The sequence below is a fragment of the Streptomyces sp. NBC_01166 genome (genome assembly GCF_045039765.1).
Classification (GTDB): domain Bacteria; phylum Actinomycetota; class Actinomycetes; order Streptomycetales; family Streptomycetaceae; genus Streptomyces.
Window position 1 is genome coordinate 6,839,856 of sequence record NZ_CP108613.1, and the last position, 24,828, is coordinate 6,864,683.

17 protein-coding genes (1 of these 17 cut by a window edge) are annotated in these 24,828 nt (G+C 71.9%); 11 read left to right on the forward strand and 6 right to left on the reverse strand.

What is annotated here, in order from left to right; genetic code table 11:
* Positions 1-7,121: the end of a lonely Cys domain-containing protein gene (locus OG379_RS31220; RefSeq protein WP_405666343.1), read on the forward strand. 19,309 nt of this gene lie to the left of the window's left edge; only the last 7,121 of its 26,430 coding nucleotides appear in the window; its start codon lies beyond the left edge, outside the window; its stop codon occupies positions 7,119-7,121.
* Positions 7,114-7,704 (forward strand): type VII secretion system-associated protein, encoded by a 591-nt coding sequence (locus OG379_RS31225; RefSeq protein WP_405666345.1) that lies wholly within the window; start codon positions 7,114-7,116, stop codon positions 7,702-7,704. Before OG379_RS31220 ends, OG379_RS31225 begins: the two co-directional genes overlap by 8 nt.
* 431 nt (positions 7,705-8,135) lie before the next feature.
* Here OG379_RS31225 and OG379_RS31230 read toward each other — a convergent pair whose 3' ends face one another.
* Both OG379_RS31230 and OG379_RS31235 read right to left on the reverse strand, forming a co-directional pair.
* Positions 8,136-9,545, reverse strand: coding sequence for a polysaccharide lyase family 1 protein (locus OG379_RS31230; protein WP_405666346.1), 1,410 nt, complete (start codon positions 9,543-9,545; stop codon positions 8,136-8,138).
* Between the two features lie 372 nt (positions 9,546-9,917).
* Positions 9,918-10,664, reverse strand: a complete 747-nt coding sequence (locus OG379_RS31235; protein ID WP_405666348.1) for a hypothetical protein — start codon at positions 10,662-10,664, stop codon at positions 9,918-9,920.
* 159 nt (positions 10,665-10,823) lie between these two features.
* Here OG379_RS31235 and OG379_RS31240 point away from each other — a divergent pair, with 159 nt between their 5' ends.
* Entirely contained in the window at positions 10,824-11,696 is an 873-nt protein-coding gene (locus tag OG379_RS31240; protein WP_405666350.1) for an SDR family oxidoreductase, read from the forward strand.
* 46 nt (positions 11,697-11,742) lie between these two features.
* On the opposite strand, the gene OG379_RS31245 is transcribed toward OG379_RS31240, so the two are convergent.
* The 4 genes from OG379_RS31245 to OG379_RS31260 all read right to left on the reverse strand — a co-directional run bounded on the left by OG379_RS31245 (position 11,743) and on the right by OG379_RS31260 (position 16,195).
* Positions 11,743-13,332, reverse strand: a complete 1,590-nt coding sequence (locus OG379_RS31245; RefSeq protein WP_405666352.1) for a methylmalonyl-CoA mutase — start codon at positions 13,330-13,332, stop codon at positions 11,743-11,745.
* A 119-nt stretch (positions 13,333-13,451) separates the two neighbouring features.
* Positions 13,452-13,643, reverse strand: a complete 192-nt coding sequence (locus OG379_RS31250) for a ferredoxin (protein ID WP_104791608.1) — start codon at positions 13,641-13,643, stop codon at positions 13,452-13,454.
* A 26-nt stretch (positions 13,644-13,669) separates the two neighbouring features.
* On the reverse strand, positions 13,670-14,905 hold the full coding sequence (locus tag OG379_RS31255) for a cytochrome P450 (protein ID WP_405666354.1): 1,236 nt from the start codon (positions 14,903-14,905) through the stop codon (positions 13,670-13,672).
* Between the two features lie 57 nt (positions 14,906-14,962).
* A complete protein-coding gene (locus OG379_RS31260; RefSeq protein ID WP_405666356.1) occupies positions 14,963-16,195 on the reverse strand; it encodes a cytochrome P450 in 1,233 nt (410 codons plus the stop codon).
* 359 nt (positions 16,196-16,554) lie between these two features.
* Here OG379_RS31260 and OG379_RS31265 point away from each other — a divergent pair, with 359 nt between their 5' ends.
* The 8 genes from OG379_RS31265 to OG379_RS31300 all read left to right on the forward strand — a co-directional run bounded on the left by OG379_RS31265 (position 16,555) and on the right by OG379_RS31300 (position 24,812).
* Positions 16,555-17,472, forward strand: coding sequence for a proline iminopeptidase-family hydrolase (locus tag OG379_RS31265; protein ID WP_405666357.1), 918 nt, complete (start codon positions 16,555-16,557; stop codon positions 17,470-17,472).
* A 65-nt stretch (positions 17,473-17,537) separates the two neighbouring features.
* Positions 17,538-18,473 (forward strand): ACP S-malonyltransferase, encoded by a 936-nt coding sequence (locus OG379_RS31270; RefSeq protein ID WP_405666359.1) that lies wholly within the window; start codon positions 17,538-17,540, stop codon positions 18,471-18,473.
* A 36-nt stretch (positions 18,474-18,509) separates the two neighbouring features.
* A complete protein-coding gene (locus OG379_RS31275) occupies positions 18,510-18,761 on the forward strand; it encodes a phosphopantetheine-binding protein (protein WP_104784371.1) in 252 nt (83 codons plus the stop codon).
* 25 nt (positions 18,762-18,786) lie between these two features.
* Complete coding sequence (locus OG379_RS31280) at positions 18,787-20,355, forward strand: AMP-binding protein (protein ID WP_405668715.1); 1,569 nt, start codon at positions 18,787-18,789, stop codon at positions 20,353-20,355.
* Positions 20,352-21,878 (forward strand): AMP-binding protein, encoded by a 1,527-nt coding sequence (locus OG379_RS31285; protein WP_405666361.1) that lies wholly within the window; start codon positions 20,352-20,354, stop codon positions 21,876-21,878. Before OG379_RS31280 ends, OG379_RS31285 begins: the two co-directional genes overlap by 4 nt.
* Positions 21,875-23,113: a type III PLP-dependent enzyme gene (locus OG379_RS31290; RefSeq protein WP_405666363.1), complete on the forward strand. Its 1,239-nt coding sequence runs from the start codon at positions 21,875-21,877 to the stop codon at positions 23,111-23,113. Before OG379_RS31285 ends, OG379_RS31290 begins: the two co-directional genes overlap by 4 nt.
* Positions 23,113-23,562, forward strand: coding sequence for a cobalamin B12-binding domain-containing protein (locus OG379_RS31295; protein ID WP_405666364.1), 450 nt, complete (start codon positions 23,113-23,115; stop codon positions 23,560-23,562). The genes OG379_RS31290 and OG379_RS31295 overlap by 1 nt, the downstream gene beginning before the upstream one ends.
* A complete protein-coding gene (locus OG379_RS31300; RefSeq protein ID WP_405666366.1) occupies positions 23,559-24,812 on the forward strand; it encodes a methylaspartate mutase in 1,254 nt (417 codons plus the stop codon). Before OG379_RS31295 ends, OG379_RS31300 begins: the two co-directional genes overlap by 4 nt.
* Positions 24,813-24,828 lie beyond the last annotated feature (16 nt).

Consider the following 24,828-nt stretch of genomic DNA (forward strand, 5'->3'; position numbering starts at 1 on the left):
TGCGCGAGGTGGACGGGGCACGATCACGCGCCAAGGAGCTGATCCGGGCCGCCGCGCCGGTGATCGAGAACAAGGACCAGTGGTTCTTCCGGGCGTACAGCAAGCGCCCGGGCGAGTCGGCGCACGAGATCAACGCGAGCCTGCTGTCCGAGGATGCGCCCGCCGTGGCCAACCCGCTGACGACGGTGGTGCTGCACGGCCACACGCCGCGCCTGCACCAGCGCACGATCCACTTCGAGGAGAAGCGGCACGACGCCCCCGCCGACGCGGACGACACGCTCGAGGGCCTCGCCCTCGCGCTGGCACGTGCGGGGCTGTGGAACCGCGCGCACGGCCTGCCGATGCCGTCGGTCACCGTCACCGGGCACGGCAACCGCTCACAGGCCAGCGGCCGGGCGCGGGCCGACGCCGTCACCACGGCACTCGCGGCCAGGCTGGCCCGGATCCTCGGCACCTTCCAGGCGGGAGCGGACGGACCCCGCGTCGGCGTGAGGGACTTCGGCCTCACCAAATCCGCGAAGCGGATGCGCAGCGCCACCGACCCCGCCCGGGGACGCGTGGTGACGATCGACATCGACGACCACCGCACGGTCACGCCGACGCCGTCCGGCCGCACCACGCCGACCGGGGCACCGGCCCAGTCCGGCGAACCGGCCCAGTCCGGCGAACCCGTGGCCACGCCGCCGACGACCACCGAGCCCGCGACGACCGCCGAACCGGCAGTCACCCGGCCCGCGACCCCGGAGTCCGTGACCACCGCCGAGCGTGCGAGGTCCCGGCCGCCGGGCCGTTCCGCACAGCCGAGCCCGGAGCGCAGGAACAGCGAGGCGCCCCCGTGGGTCCTGGCGCGTATCCGCTATGCCGAGGAGTCCGTCGCCTTCGACAGGCGGCTCGGTGAGTATCTGGCCGAGCACGAGGCGGTGACGAAGGAGTTCCGGAAGATGGCGAGCGCCGCGTGGGCGACGGCGCGCCGCCAGTATCCACGCGAGCTGGCGACGTTCGGCGACATCAACAAGGCGAAGGCGGGTGTCGTCGGCAAGACCCGCGATGCGCTCCAGCGTGTCGTGAGGAGCGGGAACCTGCGCGAACTCGTGGCGTTCCTGTACGAGGGGATCTCCAGCGATCTCGTGCCGGAGATGCTCGGCGGCGCCGAGGAGATGCACCCCGAGATCACCGCGGAGCGGCCGGACCGGCGGCAGCGGGAGGTCTACGCCGAGTTCATGCGGCAGGCCATGGAGATCCAGGCGTCGGACATGCCTCTCGCGGAGAAGGAGGCCGCGATCGCGGAGTTGCAGCTGTCGGTGGTGACCCCGGCGGACCCGGACACCGCGCGTCCGCCGTTGAGCGCGGCGGAACGCCGGTTCGCGGTCAACGGGGCCGGGCTGACCTGGATGCCGGCGAGGTCGGTGTACGACCTCCCGATGAACACCGGCTTCCAGGGTGGTTCCGAGGACTCGGGCGGCCTCGTGGCGACCGGCACCGCCGGATCCACGTACCGCTTCATGCTGCAGGCGGCCCGGATGCGGGAGCAGTGGGGCCTCGACCTGGATCTCGGTCTGATCCGGGCCGGAATGCTGGCCATCTCGCTGACGGTGGGCCACCACACCGTCCACGAGGTGATGCGCGGAGCCCAGCTGGCGCTGAACGACGTACCGGGCCACGATCCGGCCCTGGACTACACGGACAACTGGGGCCGGTACTGGAACATCCATCCCCTCACAGAGCAGGAGCTGCGCGAGAACGTCGCTCGGGACGGGCTCTTCCCCGACGAGCACGCCCAGGCCCTGCTCGACGAGAGGGACGCCGGGCCCGCGACGGACACGGGGACGCGTCAAGGCGGAGCGGGCACCCACACCGTCCTCCCGCACCGTCCGGGACCGGTCCGGCCGATCCCCACCCGGCCCGTCGCCGAGCCGGACCGCCCGGTGCCGCAGGCACCGAACCCGCCCGGAGCCCCCGCCACCGGCCGGGCCGCCGCTTCCACGGCGGAGGCCGTGGACGAAGCCGCCGACGCGGACGAAAGGACCCCGGTCGTTCCGAGGGACGCAGGCCTGCGCCGCTGGATCGCGGGACAGCTGACCGAGGGCGACCTGCCGCTCGCCCCGCCGGGGCCCGCCGAGGGCGAAACGGTGGGCCGGGACGAGCTGGGTGCCGTCGGCATCACGCTCTCCCAGGGCCAGCGGACCGAGATGGCGCTGCGCGGCGACGGCCGGTTGCCCGCGGGCGAGCTGTCGCCGCTGGACCTGTTCCGGGTGCGTATGACACGCCCCGGTACCTGGTCGGACACCATGGACACGGCCGCCGCCCGGGCGTCACGGCGGCTGTGGGCGCAGGCCTACGCCGACTTCGAGGACGCGGCACCCGACGGAACGGACCCGGCCGACACCACCCGTGCCTGGGCCGGCGCCGTCTCCCTGGTGCTGCCGGCGGAGCCGCACCCGGTGCTCGCCGACTCGCGGTACGCCGGCGACGGCTTCCGCGACGCGGTACGCCGTGTCGCCGGCCACCTGCTGGGCGGGGCGACAGGCACCGGGGCCGCAGGGGAGCTGGCCGACACCCTCCGCTCCGGGCTGGGCCTGCCGCAGCGCCGGACCCTGCCCGCCACGGCGCCGGACACCACGGGAGCCGCCGGTGCGGGAGCGGAGCCGGCCCCGGCGACACAGTCGGGGACGGGCGCGGACATGCCCGGCCTCGACCTGTCGCTGCTGGACCACATGGACCTGGACACCCTCGACGCCGGAGACTTCAGCTTCGACTTCGACTTCGACGTCGACATGTCGGGACCGGACTTCCCCGACCTGGACATGACCGACCTGGACATGACCGCTCTGACCACGGGCAGCGGGCAGCCGGTGTTCGTCGCGCCGGCGGCCGCCTCGTCGGCCGGCCCGCTCGCCGCCCTGCCCCGGCTCAGCCTCGTGACGTTCGGCCAGGAGGCGACGAGCCCCTCGGCCGGGGCGCGCGAGGACATCGAACGGCTGGCTTTCCGGGTGGCGGAGGCCGGTCTGCGCAACCGGCGCACGCGGGTGCCGCTGCCGAAGACCGACATCGCCGGGTACGGTGCCGACGCACGCGGGATCGGAACCGCGCAGGAGCGGGAACAGGCCGCCCGGGGGAGGGGCGACCAGCGCGCACACGCCGCGCACGAAGTGTTCGTCCAGCTTCTGGACGAGTCACTGCGCACCCTTCAGCAGCACCAGCCCGCGGGACAGCCACGGCTGACCGCGAAGGACTTCACGATCACCTCACGCGGCCGTGCGCGCGTACCCGCCCAGGGCGTCACCCTGGGCTCCTCCGAGACGGTGAGCCGCGCGGACCTCGGGAGGCAGGCCACGATCACCGTCACCTCACCGGGGCACGCGGCGGCGGTCGAGGCCCTTGACGCACTGCGCCGCAAGGACCCTGCCCTGCGCGCCGGGCCGTTCGACGCGGACGCGTCCGTCCGGCGGATCCTCCACCTGGCCCCGCACGTGCTGGTCGACCCGGAGACGCGCAGGGACTTCTACACGATGGCCGGGCGCGCCGTCGCGGCCGGCCGGGCGTCCAGCGCCGCCGCACTGACGGCGTTCCATCTCGACGAGGAGGGCGTACTCGCCGAGGACCGTGCCCAGTACGTCTCCGTGGGCGGAAACCGGATGCCGGGCCTGAACTGGACCGGGACCGACACCGTCGAACTGGACAGCCTCTTCATCGACGACCTCGCACCCGACCCCGCGGGCGGCTACCTGCCCACGGGGGCCTCCGGCTTCTCCCCGTGGCCGGGGGACGTGACCCCCTACGCCGTCCTGGCCGACGGACGCCACGACACGGTGACGGCACGGCTGCCCGACGGGACGACGCGGGACCTCGACGCCGACGACTTCGCCGAACTGGTCGCGGCCGACCTGGAACGGCAGGGCGTGCCGGTCACGACCCCGATCGTGCTGGCCGTCCCCTTCGCCGGGGACCGGTACCTGGAACTGCCGAGGAAGCTGGCGGAGCGCACCGGCCACACCGTCTGGGCGCACAGCGGCCTGGCGCGGCGTCACCCCGATCCGGCCGGACCGAGCGCCATCGCCGTGATCCAGCGGGACGGACTGCCGCACGGCTCCTGGGTCCCGGTCCGCCCCGGCCTCGCCCCCGACGCCGAGGACGGCGCCCCGGACTGGCACCGCGACGTACTGACCCAGCCCATTGTCAGCGCGCTCACCGGGCAGCAGACCGGCCGCAGCCTGCACGAGCCCCGCGAACTCGCCGGGGCGCGCGAGGAGAACTTCGGCCGGCTCGACCAGATGACGATGTACGTCCACTACAACCCGGCCACGGGCACGTACTCCGCCAAGCTCCCGCTGGAGGACCCGGGTCCGAAGGACAAGGCGTACCACCTGGCGGGCCACGGACTGCCGGGCCGCCTGACGCTGCCGATGGCGGACGGCACGTCGAGGACCGCCGGCCGTCGCCAGGCGGGGGAGTGGCTGCGGCGGCGCAAGAGCCTGTCGAGCCTGCCCCAGGACCACTGGATCGACATGGTGGTCTGCAGCGCTTCGTCCCTGCGGGACAGGGCCACGCAGGACCTCTCGCAGACCGGCGCCTCCTTCTTCGTCCCCTTCGCCGCCGACCCCCTCGCGGACGACGCGATCTCCATGGGGCAGCACCTGGCGAACGTGACGGGGCGCACGGTGCGCCTGTCCTACTCTCTGCAGGCGGCGTATACGCACCAGGGCGACCCCGTGCGTGTGCTGTTCACCGACGCGAGCGGACACCGGTCGTGGTGGGACACCAGCCGTCCCGAGCCCCGCGAGGCCGAACTGGAGCGGCTGGCCCGCTCGGCCGGGTTCGAGGGCGAGCCGTCACCGGGGAACCGGGCCAGGACGCTGCGCCTCGTGCGGGCCCTGCGGATGGTTTTCGGACACGACGTCGAGGACGCCGCCGACTACGCGGCACTGATTCGCGGGGCCGGTGCGCTCGACAGCATGTGGCACGCCGATCCGGACCTCGGCCCGACCGGCCCGTTCTCGACGGAGCTGCTGCGCCGCGTGGTCGCCGCGCGTCCCGAGGCCGCCTCCGGGGTGGACCAGCAGGTCACCCGCCGGGTGCTGGCGGCGGCGGCGCAGGCAGGGCAGCCTGGATCCGCCCTGCCCGTGAGCTGGTTCGTGGACCTGCCCGTGCTCCACACGGCCGCCCGGTGGCTCCAGGACACGACGGCGGTGGACGAGGCGGCCGTCTATGTTCTGGATCTGTCCGGCCCCGACGAGGTGGGCGGGACAGAGCGGGCGCGGATGTTCTGGGCGCGGGTCAAGGCCGAGGAGACGCTGTCCGCGGCCGGCGCGGACGCGGACACGCTCGCCGCGAGGGTGCAGCACCTCGATCCCGCCGTCGAGGTGAACGACGCGATGCGCGATGACGCGCTGGACCTGTTCACCCGAGGGTTCGCGGTGGGCCGGGCCATGGCCGACCCTGACGTGGCCGCGGCGTACGACCTGGAGGAAAGCGGCGCCTTCAGGAAGCCGGTGCCGCTTCCGGGCACGGGGCCCGCCACGAGCGGTGGCCGCGACTGGAAGGACGAGCCGGCCTCCTCCCCGCCCGAGCTGGGGCGCTTCCGGGCGCCGAGCGGGCTCGTCGACGCGCCCTGGGCCGGGCAGGACGTGTCAACCGGCAAGGACAAGCCCGTTCCCTACCTGGTGCGGGCGTCCGTGGACTTCCAGGACGACGACCACCTGGACGTGAGCTTCGACGGCGCGTCGTACCGGATCCCCGCCGCGGAGTTCGCCGAACTGCTCGCCGCCGACGAGAAGTTGCGGGGCCTGCCCCTGACGACCCCGGTCCTCCTGGCGCTCGACGGGCTCGGCGGGCCGGCGCCGGGAGTGGCGGACCTGATCGCCCGGCGGCTCGGCCGGAGCGTCTGGTGGAGCCCCTTCCCGGTGGAGCTGTCCGGCACGGACGACGCCGGGAACCCGGTGCCCACGTTGACCGACTCGCTGGCCACGATGACCAACCCGACGGCTGCCGACTGGCACGAGGCCAGGCCCGTCGACCCGACCGGTACCCATGAGGTCCCGCGCCCTGTCGCGCCGGCACCGCCCCCGGGCCCGCAGTCCGGCACGGCGGGCCCGGCCGCCGACGGCCTCGAAGCCACGAACGGCGTGCCACCTGGAGACGGCACGGCTTTCGTTGCGCAGACGGGACAGCCGGGACAGACCCCGGCCTGGTCGGTGGACGGCCGCTTCGACGGCCGCTTCGCGCAGACGCTGGAGGAGTTCCCGGTGGCCGTCTCCACCGACCGGCACACCGTGTGGGGCTACGGCCAGGACGATCCGGACTTCCACGTGTTCGTTGCGGAGATTCCGTCGCTCGGACTGCGAGGCGAGTACAACCCCGGCGGTCCCTCCGCCGGAGGCGTCACCGACATGACCGGGCGGGTGTACTCCGAGGGGCCGGCCTGGGACTGGTACCTGCCCGGCCGCGGACTCGTCGCCTCCTCCCGCCTGTCGACCGTGCCGACGGCCCCGGACGCGCCGGACCCCTCGCCGGTGCCGACGGCCTGGCCCGCCACCGGGCCCGTGAGCCCGACCCCACCCGTCGATCCGGCCACCGTCGCCGCGGACCCGGCCTCGCTGGCGGACGGCGCGCTCCCCGAGGCGCTGTGGCGCGACCACGACGGCCCGCTGTACCGCTTCACCCCCGACGGGCCCGAGCAGGTCTTCCACCAGGGGCTCGAACCGTACGGCTCCGACATGGTGCACATCATCGACCACGTCTACGGCGGCAGCGCCCAGGTCCCGCACACCGTCTTCGCGAGCGCGACCGCGAACCGCGACTACGTGCGCGACAGCGCCCGCGCGAACCCGATGGGCGCTCCCGCCCTGCACCGCCGATACCGCTGGCGCTACGACCTCCAAGTCCCCGGCGGCATCGACGTGAACGCCACCCTGGGCCTGGCCTCGCCCTTCCCCGACCAGGAGGAGGTGCTCTTCCCCGGCGGTGTCGACCGCCGGTACATCCGTGGCGCGCAGCCGATGGAGTACGGCATCCCGGTCGGACCGTACGTCGCGAACCCGCACTTCGCGCCGGGCGCGCAGACCGAAGGAAGCGGCGAGGCATCCGGCCCAGGTACCCCCAGCAAACGAGGAACAGATGAGTGAGTCCGGCGCCGAGACCCCCGTCGCCCCCATGGACCCCGCGCCGCCCGAGGAGTTCGTCCAGGCGGCCAGGCTGGCACCCGACCACTGGCTCTACCTGACCGATCCCGCGTGGCAGGGGGAGGACCCACCGCCGTCGTGGGCCGTGGTCGGTCAGTGGCGCTCCGATACCCGGGGCGAGATCGTCGAGTGGGAGGACAACGAGGACTACAGGCCGTCACCCGAGGCGATGGGGTGGCCCGAGCCCGTCGATGACGTGGACCGCGCCATCCAGCTCGCCACCACCGGGTACGGCCCGGCGGAGGACGTCACCGCCGCCCTGGCCGGAGCCGAGGTCGCGGTGCTGGTCACGGCGGACGGCGAGCCGGTGAGCGCGTCCGCGCCCGACGGCACGGCGGTGGTCCCGGTCTACACCTCGCCCCACTACCTCCAGGCCGCCGGGCGGCTGGGCTTCGAACGGCTGCCGGTCGTGGATCTGCTCGCCCGGGTGCCTCCGGGCCACAGCCTGTGCCTCAACAGCTCGGCCCCGGTCAGCATGGTGCTGGGCACGGAGGGGCTCGCGGAGATGCTGCACGAGCCGTCGTAGAGGCAGGCCGACGCCGAGCGGACGAGAACCTCCGAGAAGACGTCTCCGGACTGGTGCAGCGAGGTGGCCGCCGTCGTCCGGCTGCTTGGCCGACTCGATCAGAGCGCCGAGCTCGTCCACGAAGGCCGCGCCCGCCCCCGGGCCGCTGCTCCGGCCGAAGAGTAACTCCTCCGAGTGGCGGCCAGGCCGTACGAGACTGCGCTCGCGCCGTTCGGGAAGAGCGGCAGCGGGGCACCGGCCAGGCTCTTCTCCACGCGTTCCCCGGGTCGGCCGCACTGGGGACGCAGGGGTGCGCGAGCGGGAGTCGCAACGTTTCAGGGGGCATGTCGACGAACCGAGATCAGCGAGCGTTCGGCTTGACGTAGGGACCTGCGCGGTGCCGCGTCGAGAGTCGTGCACGGCCCGGTGATGTGCGGGCCCGGGCCCGGGACTCAGCCACGCTGCGGGTGGTGGCCGCCCCGTCCTGACCCGGCGTGGGCGAGGACCCCGGAGCGGACCGCGGCGGCTGACTTCCGTACGGTGTACGGGTAGATATGAGCGGGGTCCCACCCGGCGTCCGTGGTGAAGCCGGACATGGCCCATTCCGGGGCCGCGGAGCCCGCGGCTTCCGCTTCGGCGATCGCCGTCGCCGAGGCCGTCCGGTACTTCGCCCGGGCCACCGCGATCAGGTCCACGGGCCGCCCGTTGAACCAGGAACCGTGATCGGTGATCTGATTGCCCTTGAGGTTGGCCACGGTGATGTCCGGGCTCGCGCCCGGGCCGGTGTATTCGAAGGCGTTCGCCTCCGAGACGATCCTGGACTCCAGGCCCATGCCCAGGAAGTACGAGGAGCCGCCCGCCGACTGGCTCACCAGAGGGTAGTCCGGATCGCCGACGGAACCCCGGAAGTAATTGCCGTACAGGTGGACCTGACCGAAGCGGACCCGGGGGCTGCGCTGCTGGGTGCTGTCGAAGAGGTTGCCGTGGAAGGTGACACGCAGGTGGCCGCGGTCGCGGTCGCCCTTGCCGTCGCCGGAGCCGATCATGATGGTCTTGTCGTGGCCCTGGAAGCGGCTGTGGGAGACGGTGACGTAGTCGGTTCCGTCCTCCAGATCGAGGAGGCCGTCGTGGCGGCCGACCGGTTTGCCGTGGAAGCCGGTCGGGGCTTCGCTGTCCGGGAAGTCGCCGTCGTCGAAGGTGCAGTGGTCGATCCAGAGATGGGTTCCGGTGACCACGGTGAACGCGTCGAAGCGGGCGTTCCACGAGCCCTGTGCGCCGTCGTCCGGGGACCAGCTGGGGAAGTGGTCCACCGGTGCCTTGAAGCGCAGATTGCGTACGACGATGTTGCTGCCGGTGTTCACCGTCAGATAGACGCTTTCCAGGACGGCGTCCGTGCCTTCGCCCACCAGGGTGGTGTTGGAGGGCACAGTGAGCTGGATCTGTTTCTTCTCCGCGTTGGAGCCCTGCACCCGGAGCCCGCGTTGTGCCTTGCACCATTCGTGCGCCGTATCGCTCCAGTCCCGTCCGTCCACGAAGCAGGCCATGTACGCGCTGAGGTCCCAGCCCGGGGCGTAGTCCTGCTCGCCGAGGAGGGTGCCGTCACCGGCCTCGTGCCCGTTGACCGTCCCTTCGATCCGGATGACCTTCCGGCCCGCCGGATCGCCGCCGTTGTCCAGGGCGGCGAGCAGCTCCGCACGGTCGCGGACCACGTACTCCGTGCCGCCCGCGCCGCCGGTGGTTCCGCCCGCGACGGAGGCCCAGCCCTGGGGCCGGTCCTTCTGCTGTGGGGTGGCCGCGGCCGGAGCCGCGACCAGCAGGGCGGCGCCCAGCGCCAGGGGCAGAGTCAGGGCTACAGCTCTCAACGTGACGCTCCCGCAGTGGATTTGAATCGTTACAGGCGCCCTGACGTTACCTCGCTGGATCGCCGCGGCGGAAGGCTCGTGTCACGGGATCGGCCATGCCGCTGCGCTCGGCGTGCCAGGGTGCGCGTCCGCTCCGCGGGGCGTCCACGCACCTCGTGGGGGGCCCGGGCCGCAGCAGCAGGTGCGGGTGCTGCCGAATCCGTGCGGTGCCGCCGTGCGCGACCCGATCGGGGTCGATCCTCGTTCGGGTGCGAGGTGAGGCGGGCGCGCAGCCCGGGTGGTGGTGACCGGGTCGAACATCGTCGGGTTGCAGGCGTTCCCGGCCGTGCCGTGGCCGCTCGCGCCGGACCGCCGTCAGGCCCGTGCCGGGTCTCAGCCGGCGGCGCGGTGGGAGGTGCGGGGCGTGGCGGGCAGGGGGGCCTGTGCCGTGCGCGTCACGTCGCCGACCAGCTCGACCACATCGGGGCCGTACGCCTGGGAGTTGACCACTTTCAGGAGCAGCACGAAGGATCCGCCGCGGTGCTTGCGCTGCAGCTTCTCGTAGTTACGCATCAGGTAACGGGAGGCGGCCTGGTTGGTGATGGCGCGCTGGCCGCAGAGGAGAAAGACGGGCCGGGCGTCCTGGCCGCCGGTGAGCCGGGCGAGCAGGACGTGTTCGGAGGTTCCGGGTTCCAGCCGGTAGCGTTCCGAGCCCACCTGGAAGGCCGCGCGGTCGGGGCCCGGTTCCGGCCCGGTGTTGATCTTGACTCCCGGCAGCAGGGACTGCAGGTGCGCGGCCATGCGCCGGTTGGACCCAGGGCCGCCGACGCAGAACTCCGTACGCTCGCCGAAGCCTTGCTGGGCGGTGTCGTGGGACACGATCTGGGCGTGTGCGGCGCAGTCCTTGATGAGAGCCGAGAGTTCGAGCAGAGCGAAGACGTCGTGGCGGTGGACCGCGCCGTCGCCACCGGCGTCGCGGTTGACGACGAGCAGGCACTCGGAGTTTCCCGGCAGGCCGAAGAAGGCCTGCTTGCGGCGGAGTCGGCGCCGCCACAGGTACGTCCGGGCGAGCCAGCCGAGGGCGGCGCTGATCCCGGCGGCTATGAGGCCGAGCACGATGTTGCGCACGTCGTCATTCATGAGCGGGCATATTAGCGGTCCGTTCGGACGTGCGACCGAGGCGGTCGAGGGCCTGGAGCGGCCCCCCTAGGGGGTCATAGGGGATGCGGCTCTCGGAGGCGCGTTCGTACGCTGCCCACCGGTCACCTTCATCCGACGCCGGAAAGCAGGCGGTACACCATGACGTCGGTCCTCATCACCGGTTGCAGCAGCGGGATCGGCCTGGAGACCGCGCTGGCGTTCGCCCGCAGGGGAGACCGCGTCCACGCCTGCGTACGTGATCCCGCCGGCGCCGGTCAACTGCTCGCCCGTGCCCGGGCGGAGAACCTCACCCTGGACGTGCCCAGGCTCGACGTCACCGACGACGCCTCGGTCGCCGCCGCGGTCGACGGGGTGCAGGAACGGCACGGCGCCATCGACGTACTGGTCAACAACGCCGGCATCGACCGCACCGGGCCCGTGGAGACCATGCCGCAGGACGAGGCGCGGGCGGTGCTGGAGACCAACTTCTGGGGGCCGGTACGCACCGTGCGCGCGGTGCTTCCCGCCATGCGCGCCCGCGGCAGCGGCGTCATCGTCAATGTCTCCTCCCTCGCCGGCCGTACGTTCGCCGTACCGCACGGTGGTTTCTACGCCGCCGGCAAGGCCGCCCTGGGCACGCTCAGCGAGGCGCTGTCCGCCGAGGTGCGGCCCTTCGGGATCCGCGTGGTGTGCCTGGAGCCCGGCAGTTTCGCCTCCCGCATCAACCGCGAGAGCACCTCGGGCGCCGCCCCGGCGGAGCGTTCCGCGGCAGGCGCCTACGCCGCCGACCGCGCGTGGACCGCGCACTTCCTCGCCCGGGTCCAGGAGGGCGCCGGGGACTGCGGCGAGGTGGCCGAGGCGGTCATGGCCGCCGTCGACGACCCCGGGACGCCGCTGCACATGCCCGTCGGCAAGGACGCGGAAACGGCACTGCGGTACCTGGGCACCGCTTCCTACGAGCAGTGGCTGCCGCTCTTCCTCCAGCAGGCCGAGTCCCTCGTAGGCCCCCGGCCGGAGGCGGGCCGGGGGTGAAGGATCCCCGCGCGGCCGGTGGCCCCGGGGGCGGTCCGGCCGAGGGTCAGAAGAGCTCGCCGGGGGTGTACGTGCCCCAGATCTCGCGCAGCGCGTCGCAGACCTCTCCCACGGTCGCGCCGACGGACAGGGCCTCCTTCATCGGGTACAGCACGCTGTCGTCCCCGGCCGCCGCCTTCTGCACCTCGGCGAGGTGACGGTCCACCCGCTCCTGGTCCCGCCAGGCTCGGAGCTTGGCGAGGCGTTCGGCCTGCTGAGTCTCGATGGAGGGGTCGACGCGGAGGGGGTCGTAGGGTTCTTCCTCGTCGAGCTGGAAGCGGTTGACCCCGACGACGACCCGCTCGCCGGAGTCGGTCTCCTGGGCGATGCGGTAGGCGTTGTCCTCGATCTCCCTTTTCTGGAAGCCGCGTTCGATGGCGGCGACGGCCCCACCGAGGTCCTCGATCTTCCGCATCAGTTCGACCGCCGCCGCTTCGACGTCGTCGGTCATCTTCTCGACGACGTACGACCCGGCGAAGGGGTCCACCGTCGCCGTCACGTCCGTCTCGTACGCCAGGACCTGCTGGGTGCGCAGCGCGAGGCGGGCCGACTTGTCCGTCGGCAGGGCGATGGCCTCGTCGAAGGAGTTGGTGTGCAGCGACTGCGTGCCGCCCAGGACCGCGCCCAGGCCCTGCACGGCGACCCGGACCAGGTTGACCTCGGGCTGCTGGGCGGTGAGCTGGACCCCGGCGGTCTGGGTGTGGAAGCGCAGCATCAGGGACTTGGGGTTCTTCGCGCCGAACTCCTCCCGCATCACCTTCGCCCAGATCCGGCGGGCGGCACGGAATTTGGCGACCTCCTCGAGGATCGTCGTACGGGCGACGAAGAAGAAGGAGAGCCGGGGCGCGAAGTCGTCCACGTCCATGCCGGCCGAGACGGCGGTGCGGACGTACTCGATGCCGTCCGCGAGGGTGAAGGCGATCTCCTGCGCGGGCGAGGCGCCGGCCTCCGCCATGTGGTAGCCGGAGATGGAGATGGTGTTCCACTTCGGGATCTCGGCCCGGCAGTACTTGAAGATGTCGGCGATCAGCCGCAGTGAGGGCTTCGGCGGGAAGATGTACGTGCCCCGGGCGATGTACTCCTTGAGCACGTCGTTCTGGATGGTGCCCGTCAGCCGGTCCGCGGGGACGCCCTGCTCCTCCGCGACCAGTTGGTAGAGCAGGAGGAGGAGCGCGGCCGGGGCGTTGATGGTCATCGAGGTGGAGACCTCGTCCAGCGGGATCCCGCCGAACAGGACGCGCATGTCGTCGAGCGAGTCGATCGCCACGCCGACCTTGCCGACCTCACCGGAGGCGATGGGGGCGTCCGAGTCGTGCCCCATCTGGGTGGGCAGGTCGAACGCGACGGAGAGTCCGGTCGTGCCGTTGGCGATCAGCTGCTTGTAGCGGGCGTTGGACTCGGTGGCGGTGCCGAATCCTGCGTACTGCCGCATCGTCCACGGCCGGCCCGTGTACATCGACGGGTACACACCACGCGTGAACGGGTATTTCCCCGGCTCACCCAGCTTCTCGGCCGGGTCCCAGCCCGCCTGGGTGTCGGGCCCGTGGACCGGCTCGATGGGCAGCCCGGATTCGGAGGAGCGAGGTCGGTTCGTCACACGGGTTCACGTCCTCGGTTGTCGTCATCGTGCGGGGCGGACGGCGCGCCCCGCAGTACGCAGGCCGGGCGCCCGCGCCGCGGTGCCGGGTGGGACCGCGGCGCGAGGGGCGGAACGGATCAGCCGGTGACGTGGATGGACCGCGACGGGCACAGGTCCGCAGCACGGTGGACATCGTCGAGCAGCTCCGCGGCCGGCCTCTCCTGGAGGACGACGACGAGACCGTCGTCGTCCTGGTCGAAGACCTCAGGGCTGAGCATCGCGCACTGGCCGGAGCCCACACACCGGTCGTGGTCCGTGGTGACATGCATGACAGGGATTCCGATCGGGTCGGCCGTCACCAGGTGACGGGCAGTTCGTAGACGCCGTAGACCATGGCGTCGTCCTTGAAGCGCAGTTCCTCCGAGGGCACGGCCAGCCGGAGGCCCGGAACGCGGCGTAGCAGGGTGCCGTAGACGATCTCCAGCTCCGCGCGGGCGAGGTTCGCGCCCATGCACTGGTGGATCCCGTACCCGAAGGCGAGGTGGCTGCGCGCCTCCTTGCGGTGGAAGTCGAGGGTGCCGGGGTCGGCGAAGACCGCCTCGTCGTGGTCGGCCGCGTTGTTCAGCGCGAGGATGCCCTCACCGGCGCGGATGGTGACACCGCCCACCTCTATGTCCTCGACCGCGACGCGGGCGGTGCCCGAGTCCGAGATGGAGAAGACCCGGAGCAGCTCCTCGATGGCGTTCGGCAGCAACGTGTGGTCCGACCGGAGCTCGGCCATGTGGTCCGGGTGCTCCAGCAGGGCCAGCACACCGAGCGCGATCATGTTGGCCGTCGTCTCGTGGCCGCCCACCAGCATCATCCGGGCCATGGTCACCACGTCGACGTGGTCGGCGGCCTGCTCGGTTCGGTTCTTCTCCAGGAACCGGCTGATCAGGTCGTCACCCGGCTCGGTCTCCTTGAGGGTGACCAGCTTGTCGAGGTACATGTCCAGGGCCTGCACCGCCGCCCCGTACTCCTCGGGGCTGAGGTCGTGGTTCATGAGCGCCCCTGACCACTCCTCGAACTGGGCGTGGTCCTCGTAGGGGACCCCGAGCAGCTCGCAGATGGTCAGGGACGGCACCGGCAGGGCGAGGGCCTGGACCAGGTCCACCGGGCCGCCCGCGGCGAGCATGGCGTCGATGCGCTCGTCGACGATCTCCTGGATACGCGGGCGCATCTCCTTCGTCCGCCGGGCCGTGAACTCCGGTATCAGCATGCGGCGTTGCGCGGTGTGGTCCGGCGGGTCCATGGACAGCATCATGAGCCGGACGTGGGCCAGCATCTCCTCGGAGATGTGGAACTGGTGCGGGTAGCCGGGACGCTTGAGGTTGGAACTCACCCGCGGGTCGCCGAGCACCTGCTTGACGTGCTCGTGCCGGGTCACCAGCCAGGCCGGCTTGCCGTTCACCTTGAGCGAGGCGCGCGACACGGGCTCGTCCGCGCGCAGCCCGGCGTACTCCCGCGGCTCGCTGAACGGGCAGGTGCGTCGCATCGGGAACTGCGGATACGGCGACGCCGTCTCGCCGGCCGGGTCTGCGGACTGGGTCATGGCTGCCTCTCGAACGGAACGGTGGGGGAAGGAATGCTCATCGGGGTGTGCCCGGTGTCACCAGGTGACGGGCAGCTCGTACAGGCCCCAGACGATGGCGTCGTCCTTGAAGCGCAGCTCGTCGGCCGGTGTGGCAAGGCGCAGTGTCGGCACCCGGCGCAGCAGCGTGGAGTAGACGACGTCGAGTTCCATCCGGGCCAGGTTCTGGCCGACGCACTGATGGACGCCGTACCCGAAGGCCACGTGGCTGCGGGCCTCGCGGCGCACGTCCAGCCGGTCCGCGTCGGGGAAGACCTCCTCGTCGTGGTTGGCGGCGTTGTTCAGCGGCAGGATGCCGTCACCGGCGCGGATGGTGACACCCCCGAGCTCGATGTCCTCCATGGCCACGCGCGCCGTGCCGGCGTCCGAGATGGAGAACAGACGCAGCAGTTCCTCCACCGCTCGTGGCATCAGCTCGGGCTCCTCGCGCACGGCCGCGAGCTGGTCCGGGTGCTCCAGCAGCGCCAGCACACCCAGCGCGATCATGTTCGCCGTGGTCTCGTGACCGGTGACCAGCATCAGCTTGGACATGCTGACGATGTCCGAGTGCTCCACCGCCGGAGTCTCCCGGTTGAACTTGATCAGCCGGCTGATCATGTCGTCGCCGGGCTCGCTCTCCTTCGCGGTGACCAGTCCGTCGACGTAGCGGTCCAGCTCGTAGTGGGCCATGCCCCGGTCCTCGTCGCTGACCTCGTGGTTCATGATGGCCCACGCCCACTGCTCGAACCGGGCGTGGTCCTCGTAGGGGACGCCGAGCAGTTCGCAGATCACCAGGGACGGCACCGGCAGCGCCAGGGCCGTGACGAGGTCCACCGGACCGTCGCAGCCCTTGGCGAGCATGTCGTCGATCTGCTCGTCCACGAGCTGCTGCACCCGGGCGCGCAGCTCGCGCATACGGCGCACGCTGAACTCCGGTGCCAGCATGCGGCGTTGCACGGTGTGGTCGGGTGGGTCCATGGACAGGAAGGTGAGGGGGACCGACTGGAGCGTCTCCTCCGGCACCGGCACCTGGAGCGGGTAACCCGGCAGCTTCAGGTTGGCGCTCACCCGCGCGTCGCCGAGCAGCTTCTTGTACAGGTCGTGGCGGGTGACCAGCCAGGTCGGCTTGCCGTTGACCTTCAGCTGCGCCCGCGAGACCGGTTCGTTCTCGCGCAGCCCGGTGTAGGCGGCCGGCGGACTGAAGGGGCAGGCCCTACGCATCGGGAACTCCGGGAGAGCGCCCTCGGCGGCCGCTTCGGCAGGTGCAGTCATGGTGTCCTCTTCGCGCGGGAGGGAGCGGGCCGCGCCGATCACCCCGGGGGAGGGCTCCCGGCCCGGCGCCGGCGCGGTTGCCGCCGGCCGTTTCCCGCACGCTAAGGAGCGGCGCCCGGGATGGCCCACCCCTATGTGCCCCTAGCGGCGCGACCCGCTCAGGGGTGCTGCCGTGGCCCCCGTCACTCCCCGTACCACTAGGGGCGGTTAGGGGTCCGTCGAACGTCTGGGCGACGGTTAGCGTCGGCTGCGGACCACGGCGGAAGCACGGTTCGCCCAGCACCACACGCTCCGCGGTCCCGGCCGGATCTCCCGACCCGACGGCCGCCGCACTCCACAGCCGACCAGAGGTGATCAGCGTGTCCCCGAAACCCAGCGCGCAGGGTCTGGTACCCGGCGTCAAGGGCACCGTCCCCTTCGGGGAGTACCGGACCTGGTACCGCGTGACCGGGGAACTCGGGGCGGGGCGCCCCGCGGTGGTCGTCGTCCACGGCGGCCCCGGCAGTACGCACGACTACCTGCTGCCGCTCGCCCGCCTCGCGGAGGACGGCTGGCCGGTCGTCCACTACGACCAGCTGGGCAACGGAGGCTCCACCCATCTTCCCGACAGTGCACCGGACTTCTGGACGGTCGACCTCTTCCTCGACGAACTCGGCAATCTCGTACGGGAACTGGGCATCGCCGACGACTACGTCCTGTTCGGCCAGTCCTGGGGCGGTCCGCTGAGCGCACGGCACGCCATGGGCCGTCCCCCCGGCCTCCGCGGTCTCGTCGTCGCCAACGCGCCCGCTTCGTACCCCATCTGGCTCCAGGAGATGGCCCGGCTGCGGGCCGCACTGCCGCCGGACGTACAGGACGCCCTCGTGCGGCACGAGAGGGCCGGCACCTACGAATCCGAGGAGTACCTGGCCGCGATGCGGGTCTTCTACGACCGCCACGTGTGCCGCCTCACGCCGTGGCCCCGCGACTTCCTCTCCTCCTTCATGGAGATCTACAACGACCCGACGGTCTACTACGCGATGAACGGCCCCACCGAGTTCCACGTGATCGGCTCCCTGAAGGACTGGTCGATCGTCGACGAACTGGACACCATCCGCACGCCCACGCTGCTCCTGAGCGGACGTCACGACGAGGCCACCCCGGCCGTCGTCCAGCCCTACATGGACCGTGTCCCGGGGGCCCGCTGGGAGATCTTCGAGGAGTCCAGCCACCTGCCGCACCTGGAGGAACCGGACCGGTTCTTCGAGGTGCTGACCGACTTCCTCGCCGGCCTGTGACACGCCGCGCCACGACGCCGGCCCGGGCGTCGCAGACCACCGTGAGAGGGGGCGGGGACACCGCCATGGCGTACGACACCGCTCTCGTCTTCCCCGGCATGGGGCCCGTCCCGTTCGCCGAGGTGGGCCGCTTCATGGTGGCCAACCCCGTGGCCCGGGACCTGGTCGCCGTCGCCGACGACGCCCTCGGCTACTCGCTGGTGGACACCTTCCGCCGTTCCGAGGGCGACTACTCGGAGGCCGCCCAGGTCGCCTTCTTCGTGAACTGCCTGGCCAGCGCGTACTGGGCGACCGAGCACCTGGACGTCGTCCCCGACATCGTGGCCGGCCCCAGCTTCGGGGAGAAGGCCGCCCTCGCCTACACCGGCGCCCTCGAACTGCCCGACGCGGTCCGGCTCACAGCCGAGATCGCGCGGTGCCTCGAGTCGTACTTCGCCGAACACCACAAGGACATCGTCACCCTGTCCTTCGTCCGTGCGCCGAGCGAGGAACTGGACCCGATCCTCGCCGAACTCGACGAAGCCGGCGAGTGGCACGAGATCTCCTGCCACGTCGACGACGGCTTCTGGATGGTCTCCCTCGCCGAACACCGTGTGGAGTGGATGCGGGAGCGGCTGCGCGGCATCGGCAGCCTTCCGCTGTACACCATGCGTCCCCCCATGCACGCGTCCGCGTTCGCGCCGCTGCGCGCCAAGGCGGAACGCGAGGTCATCTCGCGCTACACCTTCGCCGATCCCTCCCTGCCGGTCGTCGCAGACCAGGACGGCAGGCTGCTGCACACCGGCGCGGAACTGCGCACCATGCTGCTCGACGGCTTCGACCACGCCATGAACTGGCCGAGCGTCACCACGGCCCTGCGGGACGCCGGAGTCCGGCGGATGTGCGTCGCCGGCCCCGACAGTCTCTTCGGCCGGGTTCCCTGTACCACCCGCACCTTCGAGGTCGTCGCCGCGCACCCCCGCCTGGCGATGACCCCCCGGCGCCGTGCACGCGCCGCCTGAACCGTCCGATCCGCCCTATCCGCAGGAGGCACACCCATGTGGGACGACCAGTTCGAAGAGATACTCCGCACCTTCCTGCCGTTCCTGCCCCCGCAGGAGCCGCTGACCACCGACGACGAGCTGAAGGACCTCGGCCTGGACTCGCTGGGCATGGTCCAGCTGCTCGGCACGCTGGAGGACGCCTACCAGGTGCGCTTCCGTGACAGTGCGCTGACCATGGGCACCTTCCGCAGCGCGGGCACGCTGTGGGAGACCGTCGAGGGCATGCTCCAGCGCACCACGAGCTGACGGGACGGACCCCTTGGACGCCACCATGGACGGAGCCCTGTCCGGACGGTTCCTGCGCGGGCTGGCCCTGGCGCCCGACCGGCCCGCGCTGCGGGCCGACGGCGCCGCCCTCACCTACCGCGAGCTGCACGAGCGGGCCCTCCTGCTCGCCGGCTCCCTGCTGTCCGGTCTCCCCGGCCAGCCGCCCGCCGTGGGCGTGCTGGCAGGCAAGGGAGCGTCGGCGTACCCGAGCCTGCTGGCGGGCCTCTACAGCGGGGTCACCGTCGTCCCCCTGCAGCCGGCCTTCCCCGCCGCCCGCACCCGGCAGATGATCGAGGCCGCCGGAGTGGGCGCCCTGCTCGCCGACGACGACGCCCTGCCCGCGCTGACCGCACTGCACGAGGAGGGCGTCACCCTGCCCACCCTGTTCGCCCCCGGCGGGCAGCCGATGCCGGCGCTCGCCGTCGACCCCGACAGCGTGCTGAAGGCACCGATGCCCGCCCGCCCGGACGACACCGCCTACGTGTTGTTCACCTCCGGCTCCACCGGACGGCCCAAGGGCGTGCCGGTCACCCACGCCAACACCGCGCACTACTTCTCCCTGCTCGACGAGCGGTACGACTTCGGCCCCGAGGACGTCTTCTCGCAGACCTTCGACCTCAACTTCGACTGCGCGATGTTCGACCTGTTCTGCGCCTGGGGGGCCGGAGCCACCGTCGTACCGGTCCCCGCGCGGGAGTACGCGCGCCTGCCCGAGTTCGTGGCCGAGCAGGGGGTGACCGTGTGGTTCTCCACGCCCAGCGCGATCTCCCTGGTGCGGCGCACCGGCGGCCTCGCACCCGGTGCGCTGTCCTCACTGCGCAGGAGCTTCTTCGCGGGGGAGGCGCTCAGCTGCCGGGACGCCGAGGACTGGGCGGCCGCGGCCTCCGGCACGGTGCTGGAGAACATCTACGGGCCGACCGAGCTGACCATCACCGTCACCGCGCACCGCTGGCAGCCGGGCCACCGACACCTGCACGGAATGGTGCCGATCGGCACCGTGCACCCGGGCCACACGGTCCTGCTGCTGGACGCCACCGGCTCGCCGAGCACGACCGGCGAGGGCGAACTGTGCATCGCCGGGCCCCAGCTGACTCCCGGCTACCTCGACCCGGCCGACGACACCGGACGCTTCCTGGAACGGGACGGCCTGCGCTACTACCGCACCGGCGACCGGGTCCGCAGCACCGAGAACGACGGACTGCTGTACCTGGGCCGCCAGGACGCCCAGGTCCAGGTGCACGGCATCCGGACGGAACTGGCCGAGGTCGACGCCGCGGTACGTACCTGCCCGGGTGTCGAGGACGCGGTGACCGTCGCCGTGCCCGTGGACGGCACGGTCGAACTCGCCGTCTTCCACACCGGCGACCCGGTGCCGGCCGCCCGGCTCGCCCGTCACCTGCGGGAGCTGCTGCCGGCCGCGGTCGTCCCCCGGGCCTACCACCACCTGGACACACTTCCGCTCAACCCCAACCGCAAGACCGATCGCAGGAAGCTCACCTCCCGCGCCGCGGCCCTGCGACAGCAGCCCGCCGGAGCCGGGACCAGGACCGAAGGACGGCAGGAGTCGCAGTGAACGGTCAACCGACAGCGCAGGCCCGCACCGACGCCCGGATACATGACCTGCTCGACGAGGCCACCGCCGAGCACCCCGACGCGGCGGCCGTCACCGACGGCACCGGACGATGGACCTACCGGGAACTCACCGCCTGGAGCCACGCCGTCGACGCGTGGCTCCAGGCCCAGGGCATCGGCCACGGCGACCGCGTCCTGGTGCAACTGGCCAGCACCCGCGAGCTCGTCGCCCTGCTGTACGGCACAGCCCGCCGCGGCGCCGTCCTCGTCCCCGTCAACACCGGCATGAAGGACTACCACCTCACGGCCGTCGTCGAGAACTCCGAGCCGTCACTGGTGATCGTCGACGGATCCGCAGTGTCCCGCGTCTCCACGCTCGCCGAGCCGGTCTCCGTCCTCGGCCTGGACGAGGTCTGGCAGGGGGTCACCGACCTGCGCGACAAGGACGCCCGGGGTGACGGCGCTCCCGTCCACAGCGACGACCTCGCCGTCCTCGTCTACACGTCCGGCTCCACGGCGGCCCCCAAGGCCGTCGTCTGCCCGCACGGCCGGATGGTCTTCGCTACCGAGGCCATCAACCTCGAACTCGGCTACCGACCCGACGACGTGGTCTTCTGCCGTTTCCCCATCTCCTGGGACTACGGCCTCTACAAGGTGCTGCTCACCGCGGCCGGCCGCAGCGAGATCGTGCTCGCCGACGGGGAGTCCGACCTGGTGCTGCTGCGCCGCATGCGGGAGACCGGGGCCACCGTCGTCCCCATCGTGCCGTCCCTGGCCACCATGATCTGCGCGCTCGCCGAACGCGAACCGCGGCAGGACTCCACCGTCCGCATGTTCACCAACACCGGGGCCGCGCTGCCGAAGCCCACCGCAGACGGGCTCCGCACGGCCTTCCCCGGATCCGAGGTGGTCATCCAGTTCGGCCAGACCGAGTGCAAGCGCGTCTCCGTCCTGCCGCCCGACCAGCAGGACGCCAGGCCCGAGTCCGTCGGCCGGCCGCTGCCCGGCACCCGGGCCTTCACCGTCGACGACGACGGCAACGCGCTGCCGCCCTGGCAGACCGGGGAGATCGTCGTCGAAGGGCCCCACGTCATGCCCGGCTACTGGCGCGCGCCCGAGCAGACCGCACGCGCCTTCCGTCCCACGCCCGACGGCGGACTGCGCCTGCACACAGGCGACTTCGGACACGTCGACGAGGACGGGTACCTGTACTACGAGGGCCGCCGGGACGACATGTTCAAGCACAAGGGCGTCCGTATGAGCACCACCGAGATCGAGGCCGCGGCCACGGACGTACCCGGTGTCCGGGCCGCCGCGGTCCTGCCGCCCGCCCCCGGCCGCGATCTCGCGGTCTTCGCCGAGGGCGGCATCGACCCGCACGTGCTGCTCCGGGAGCTGTCCCTCCGGCTGGAGCCCGCCAAGGTGCCCGGCGTCAGCCGTGTCGTCGACGAACTGCCGCTGACCGCACACGGCAAGCACGACCGCAAGCAGCTCCTCAGCCTTCTGGAAGGAACCACGCCGTGACCGGCACCACCGACCTCGCCCGGCGCTTCGGCACCCCCTCCTACGTCTACGACCTGGACCGGGTCGCGGCGGCGCGGGACGAGCTGTTCGCCGCGCTGCCCGACGAGGTGGCCGTGTACTACGCGGCCAAGGCCAACCCGCACCCCGAGATCCTTCGTGAGATGAGGGCCGGCGGCCCCCGGGTCTGCCTCGCGGAGATCAGCTCCGTCGGGGAACTCGACGCCGTCCTGCGGGCCGGCTTCGAGGGGACCGAGATTCTGTACACCGGCCCCGGCAAGACCACCGAGGAGCTGGCCGAGGCCATGACCCGGGGCGTGCGGACGTTCTCCGTGGAGTCGCCCGGCGACCTGAGGCACGTCGGCGACACGGCCGTGCGGCTCGGCATCACAGCCGACTGCCTGATCCGGGTCAACAACCCCACCGGGGCCGCCGCCACCAGCATCCGCATGACCGGGGTGCCCTCACAGTTCGGGTTCGACGGAGAGACCCTGGCCGGTCTCGCCGCGGAACTGCGCGACGTACCCGGCACCACCCTGGCCGGCCTGCACTTCTTCCCGCTGAGCAACGCCAAGGACGAGGCGAGCCTCATCGCCGAGTTCCAGCACACCATCGCCACCGCCGCCGCACTCCAGCGCGAGCTGGGCGTCGACTTCCGCATCGTCGACCTCGGCGGGGGCTTCGCCGCACCGTACGCGGTCCAGGGACGGCGGCCGGTCTACGGCGAACTGCGCGAAGCCCTGGCCACGTCGCTCGACGAGCACTTCCCCGGCTGGCGCGACGGTGGCCCGCGCATCGCCTGCGAGTCGGGACGGTATCTGGTCGCCGACAGCGGCACCCTTCTCACGAGCGTCGTCAACGTCAAGGACAGTCGGGGCACCCGCTACGTCGTCCTCGACGCCGGCATCAACACCTTCGGCGGCATGTCCGGCCTCGGCCGCATCCTGCCGGTCTCCATCGAGCCGCACGAGTCCGTCGGCACCGGCGGAGTCCCGGTCCAGCTCGCCGGACCGCTGTGCACGCCCGGCGATCTGCTCGGACGCCAGGTCCCGCTGTCCGACCCGGCCCCCGGCGACCTGCTCACCGTTCCCAACGCCGGTTCCTACGGGCCCACCGCCAGCCTCCTGATGTTCCTCGGCAGGCCCGCCCCCACGGAGATCGTCGTCCGCGGCGACGACCTCGTCTCCGTGTCCCGCATCGAGCACACCCGAACCTACGAACACGGACAGGCCCTGTGATGAGCAATCCCCTCACCCCCGCCCCGGGCGACCAGCCCGTCCTCGTGGCGGGCGGTATCTCCGACTCGCACACCTGGAACCTGGTCTACCTCCAGCTCCTCGTCGAGGAGCACGGCCACCGCGTGGTCAACCTCGGCCCATGCGTCCCCGAGGACCTGCTGATCGGCGAGGCCCTCGCGCACGACCCCGCACTGATCGTGATCAGCAGCGTCAACGGACACGGCTACCACGACGGCATGCGCACCGTCACCCGGCTGCGTGAGCACCCCGGCCTCGGCGACGTGTCCGTCGTCATCGGCGGCAAGCTCGGCATCGCCGGGCCCTGCGGCGACGAGGAGGCGGCCGCACTGCTCGCGGCCGGCTACGACGAGGTGTTCGAGGAGTCGGCCGACGGCATAGCGGCCTTCCGCCGGATGCTCGACGCCCTGCCCCAGCGGGCCCTGGTGTGACCGGTGCCGGATTCGGCGCGTTCGTGCGCCGGGCCCACGACGCCGGCCGGCTGGTGGTGCAGCCCCGGATGGGAATGAGCAGCCCGCAGCGCATGCGCGCCGGGCTGCTCGCCACCCGGGACGCCGACGCGACGACCGTCGGCACTCTCACCCTGGACAGCTACACGCGGGTCGGCGACCTGGAGTCGGCGCAACTCGCCGTCCTCGAAGGGGTCGACCTCAACGGCTATCCGCTGGTGAGCCATGAAACGGCCACCACGCGCCGGGTCCTGGACGGCATCCACGGGCCGGAGTTCCCGGTGCAGGTGCGGCACGGCTCGGCGGCGCCCCAGTACATTTTCCGGGCACTGACGGCCGTGGGGCTCGACGCCTCGGAGGGCGGGCCCGTCTCCTACTGCCTCCCGTACGGCAGAGTTCCGTTGCGCGAGTCCGTCGCCCACTGGACGGAAGCCTGCGAACACTTCGCCACGCTCCGCCGGACCGGTGCCGAACCACACCTGGAGACCTTCGGGGGATGCGTGCTCGGCCAGCTCTGCCCGCCCGGCCTGCTCGTCGCGGTGAGCGTGCTCGAGGCGCTGTTCTTCCGCCGGCACGGAATCCGGAGTATTTCGGTGAGTTACGCCCAACAGACGAATCGACGTCAGGACTCCGAAGCCGTCGCGGCGTTACGCAGCCTGTGCGCGCGGTTCCTTTCGGACACCGAATGGCACGTGGTCGTCTACGCCTATATGGGATTGTTCCCGGAAACCGAGCACGGTGCCCGCCGACTGCTCGCGCAGGCCGCCGAACTGGCCGTCGGGAGTGGCTCCGAGCGTCTCATCGTGAAAACCGTCGCAGAATCCCGGCGCATTCCGTCGGTGGCGGAGAACGTGTCCGCGCTGGAATACGCGGCCGCGGTCGCCGCGCACACCGCCCAGGATCCCTTGGAGGGCACCGGGACGGAGACGTACGCCGAGGCGTACGCGCTGGTCGACGCGGTGCTGAACCTGGACGACGACCTCGGCACCGCACTGCTGAAGGCGTTCGCCGAGGGCCGGCTGGACGTGCCCTACTGCCTGCATCCCGACAATGCCGGACTGAGCCGGAGCTATATCGCGGAGGACGGCCGGCTGTGCTGGTCCGACGTGGGAAAGATGCCGCTCTCCGGTGCCGTCGACACGCGCCCGGCCCACACCGTCACCTCCGCGGAGCTGCTCGCCTCCCTGTCCTACGTCCGGCGTTCGTTCGACGACCACAACGCCTTTCCGTAAGCCGCGGATCAGCCCG

Bases quoted from the DNA above. Each gene is read 5' to 3' on its own strand.
- OG379_RS31295 (WP_405666364.1), top strand. From the start codon at position 23,113: ATGAGCAATCCCCTCACCCCCGCCCCGGGCGACCAGCCCGTCCTCGTG.
- OG379_RS31270 (WP_405666359.1), top strand. From the start codon at position 17,538: ATGGCGTACGACACCGCTCTCGTCTTCCCCGGCATGGGGCCCGTCCCG.
- OG379_RS31280 (WP_405668715.1), top strand. From the start codon at position 18,787: ATGGACGGAGCCCTGTCCGGACGGTTCCTGCGCGGGCTGGCCCTGGCG.
- OG379_RS31275 (WP_104784371.1), top strand. From the start codon at position 18,510: ATGTGGGACGACCAGTTCGAAGAGATACTCCGCACCTTCCTGCCGTTC.
- OG379_RS31255 (WP_405666354.1), bottom strand. From the start codon at position 14,905: ATGACCCAGTCCGCAGACCCGGCCGGCGAGACGGCGTCGCCGTATCCG.
- OG379_RS31225 (WP_405666345.1), top strand. From the start codon at position 7,114: ATGAGTGAGTCCGGCGCCGAGACCCCCGTCGCCCCCATGGACCCCGCG.
- OG379_RS31250 (WP_104791608.1), bottom strand. From the start codon at position 13,643: ATGCATGTCACCACGGACCACGACCGGTGTGTGGGCTCCGGCCAGTGC.
- OG379_RS31240 (WP_405666350.1), top strand. From the start codon at position 10,824: ATGACGTCGGTCCTCATCACCGGTTGCAGCAGCGGGATCGGCCTGGAG.
- OG379_RS31260 (WP_405666356.1), bottom strand. From the start codon at position 16,195: ATGACTGCACCTGCCGAAGCGGCCGCCGAGGGCGCTCTCCCGGAGTTC.
- OG379_RS31235 (WP_405666348.1), bottom strand. From the start codon at position 10,664: ATGAATGACGACGTGCGCAACATCGTGCTCGGCCTCATAGCCGCCGGG.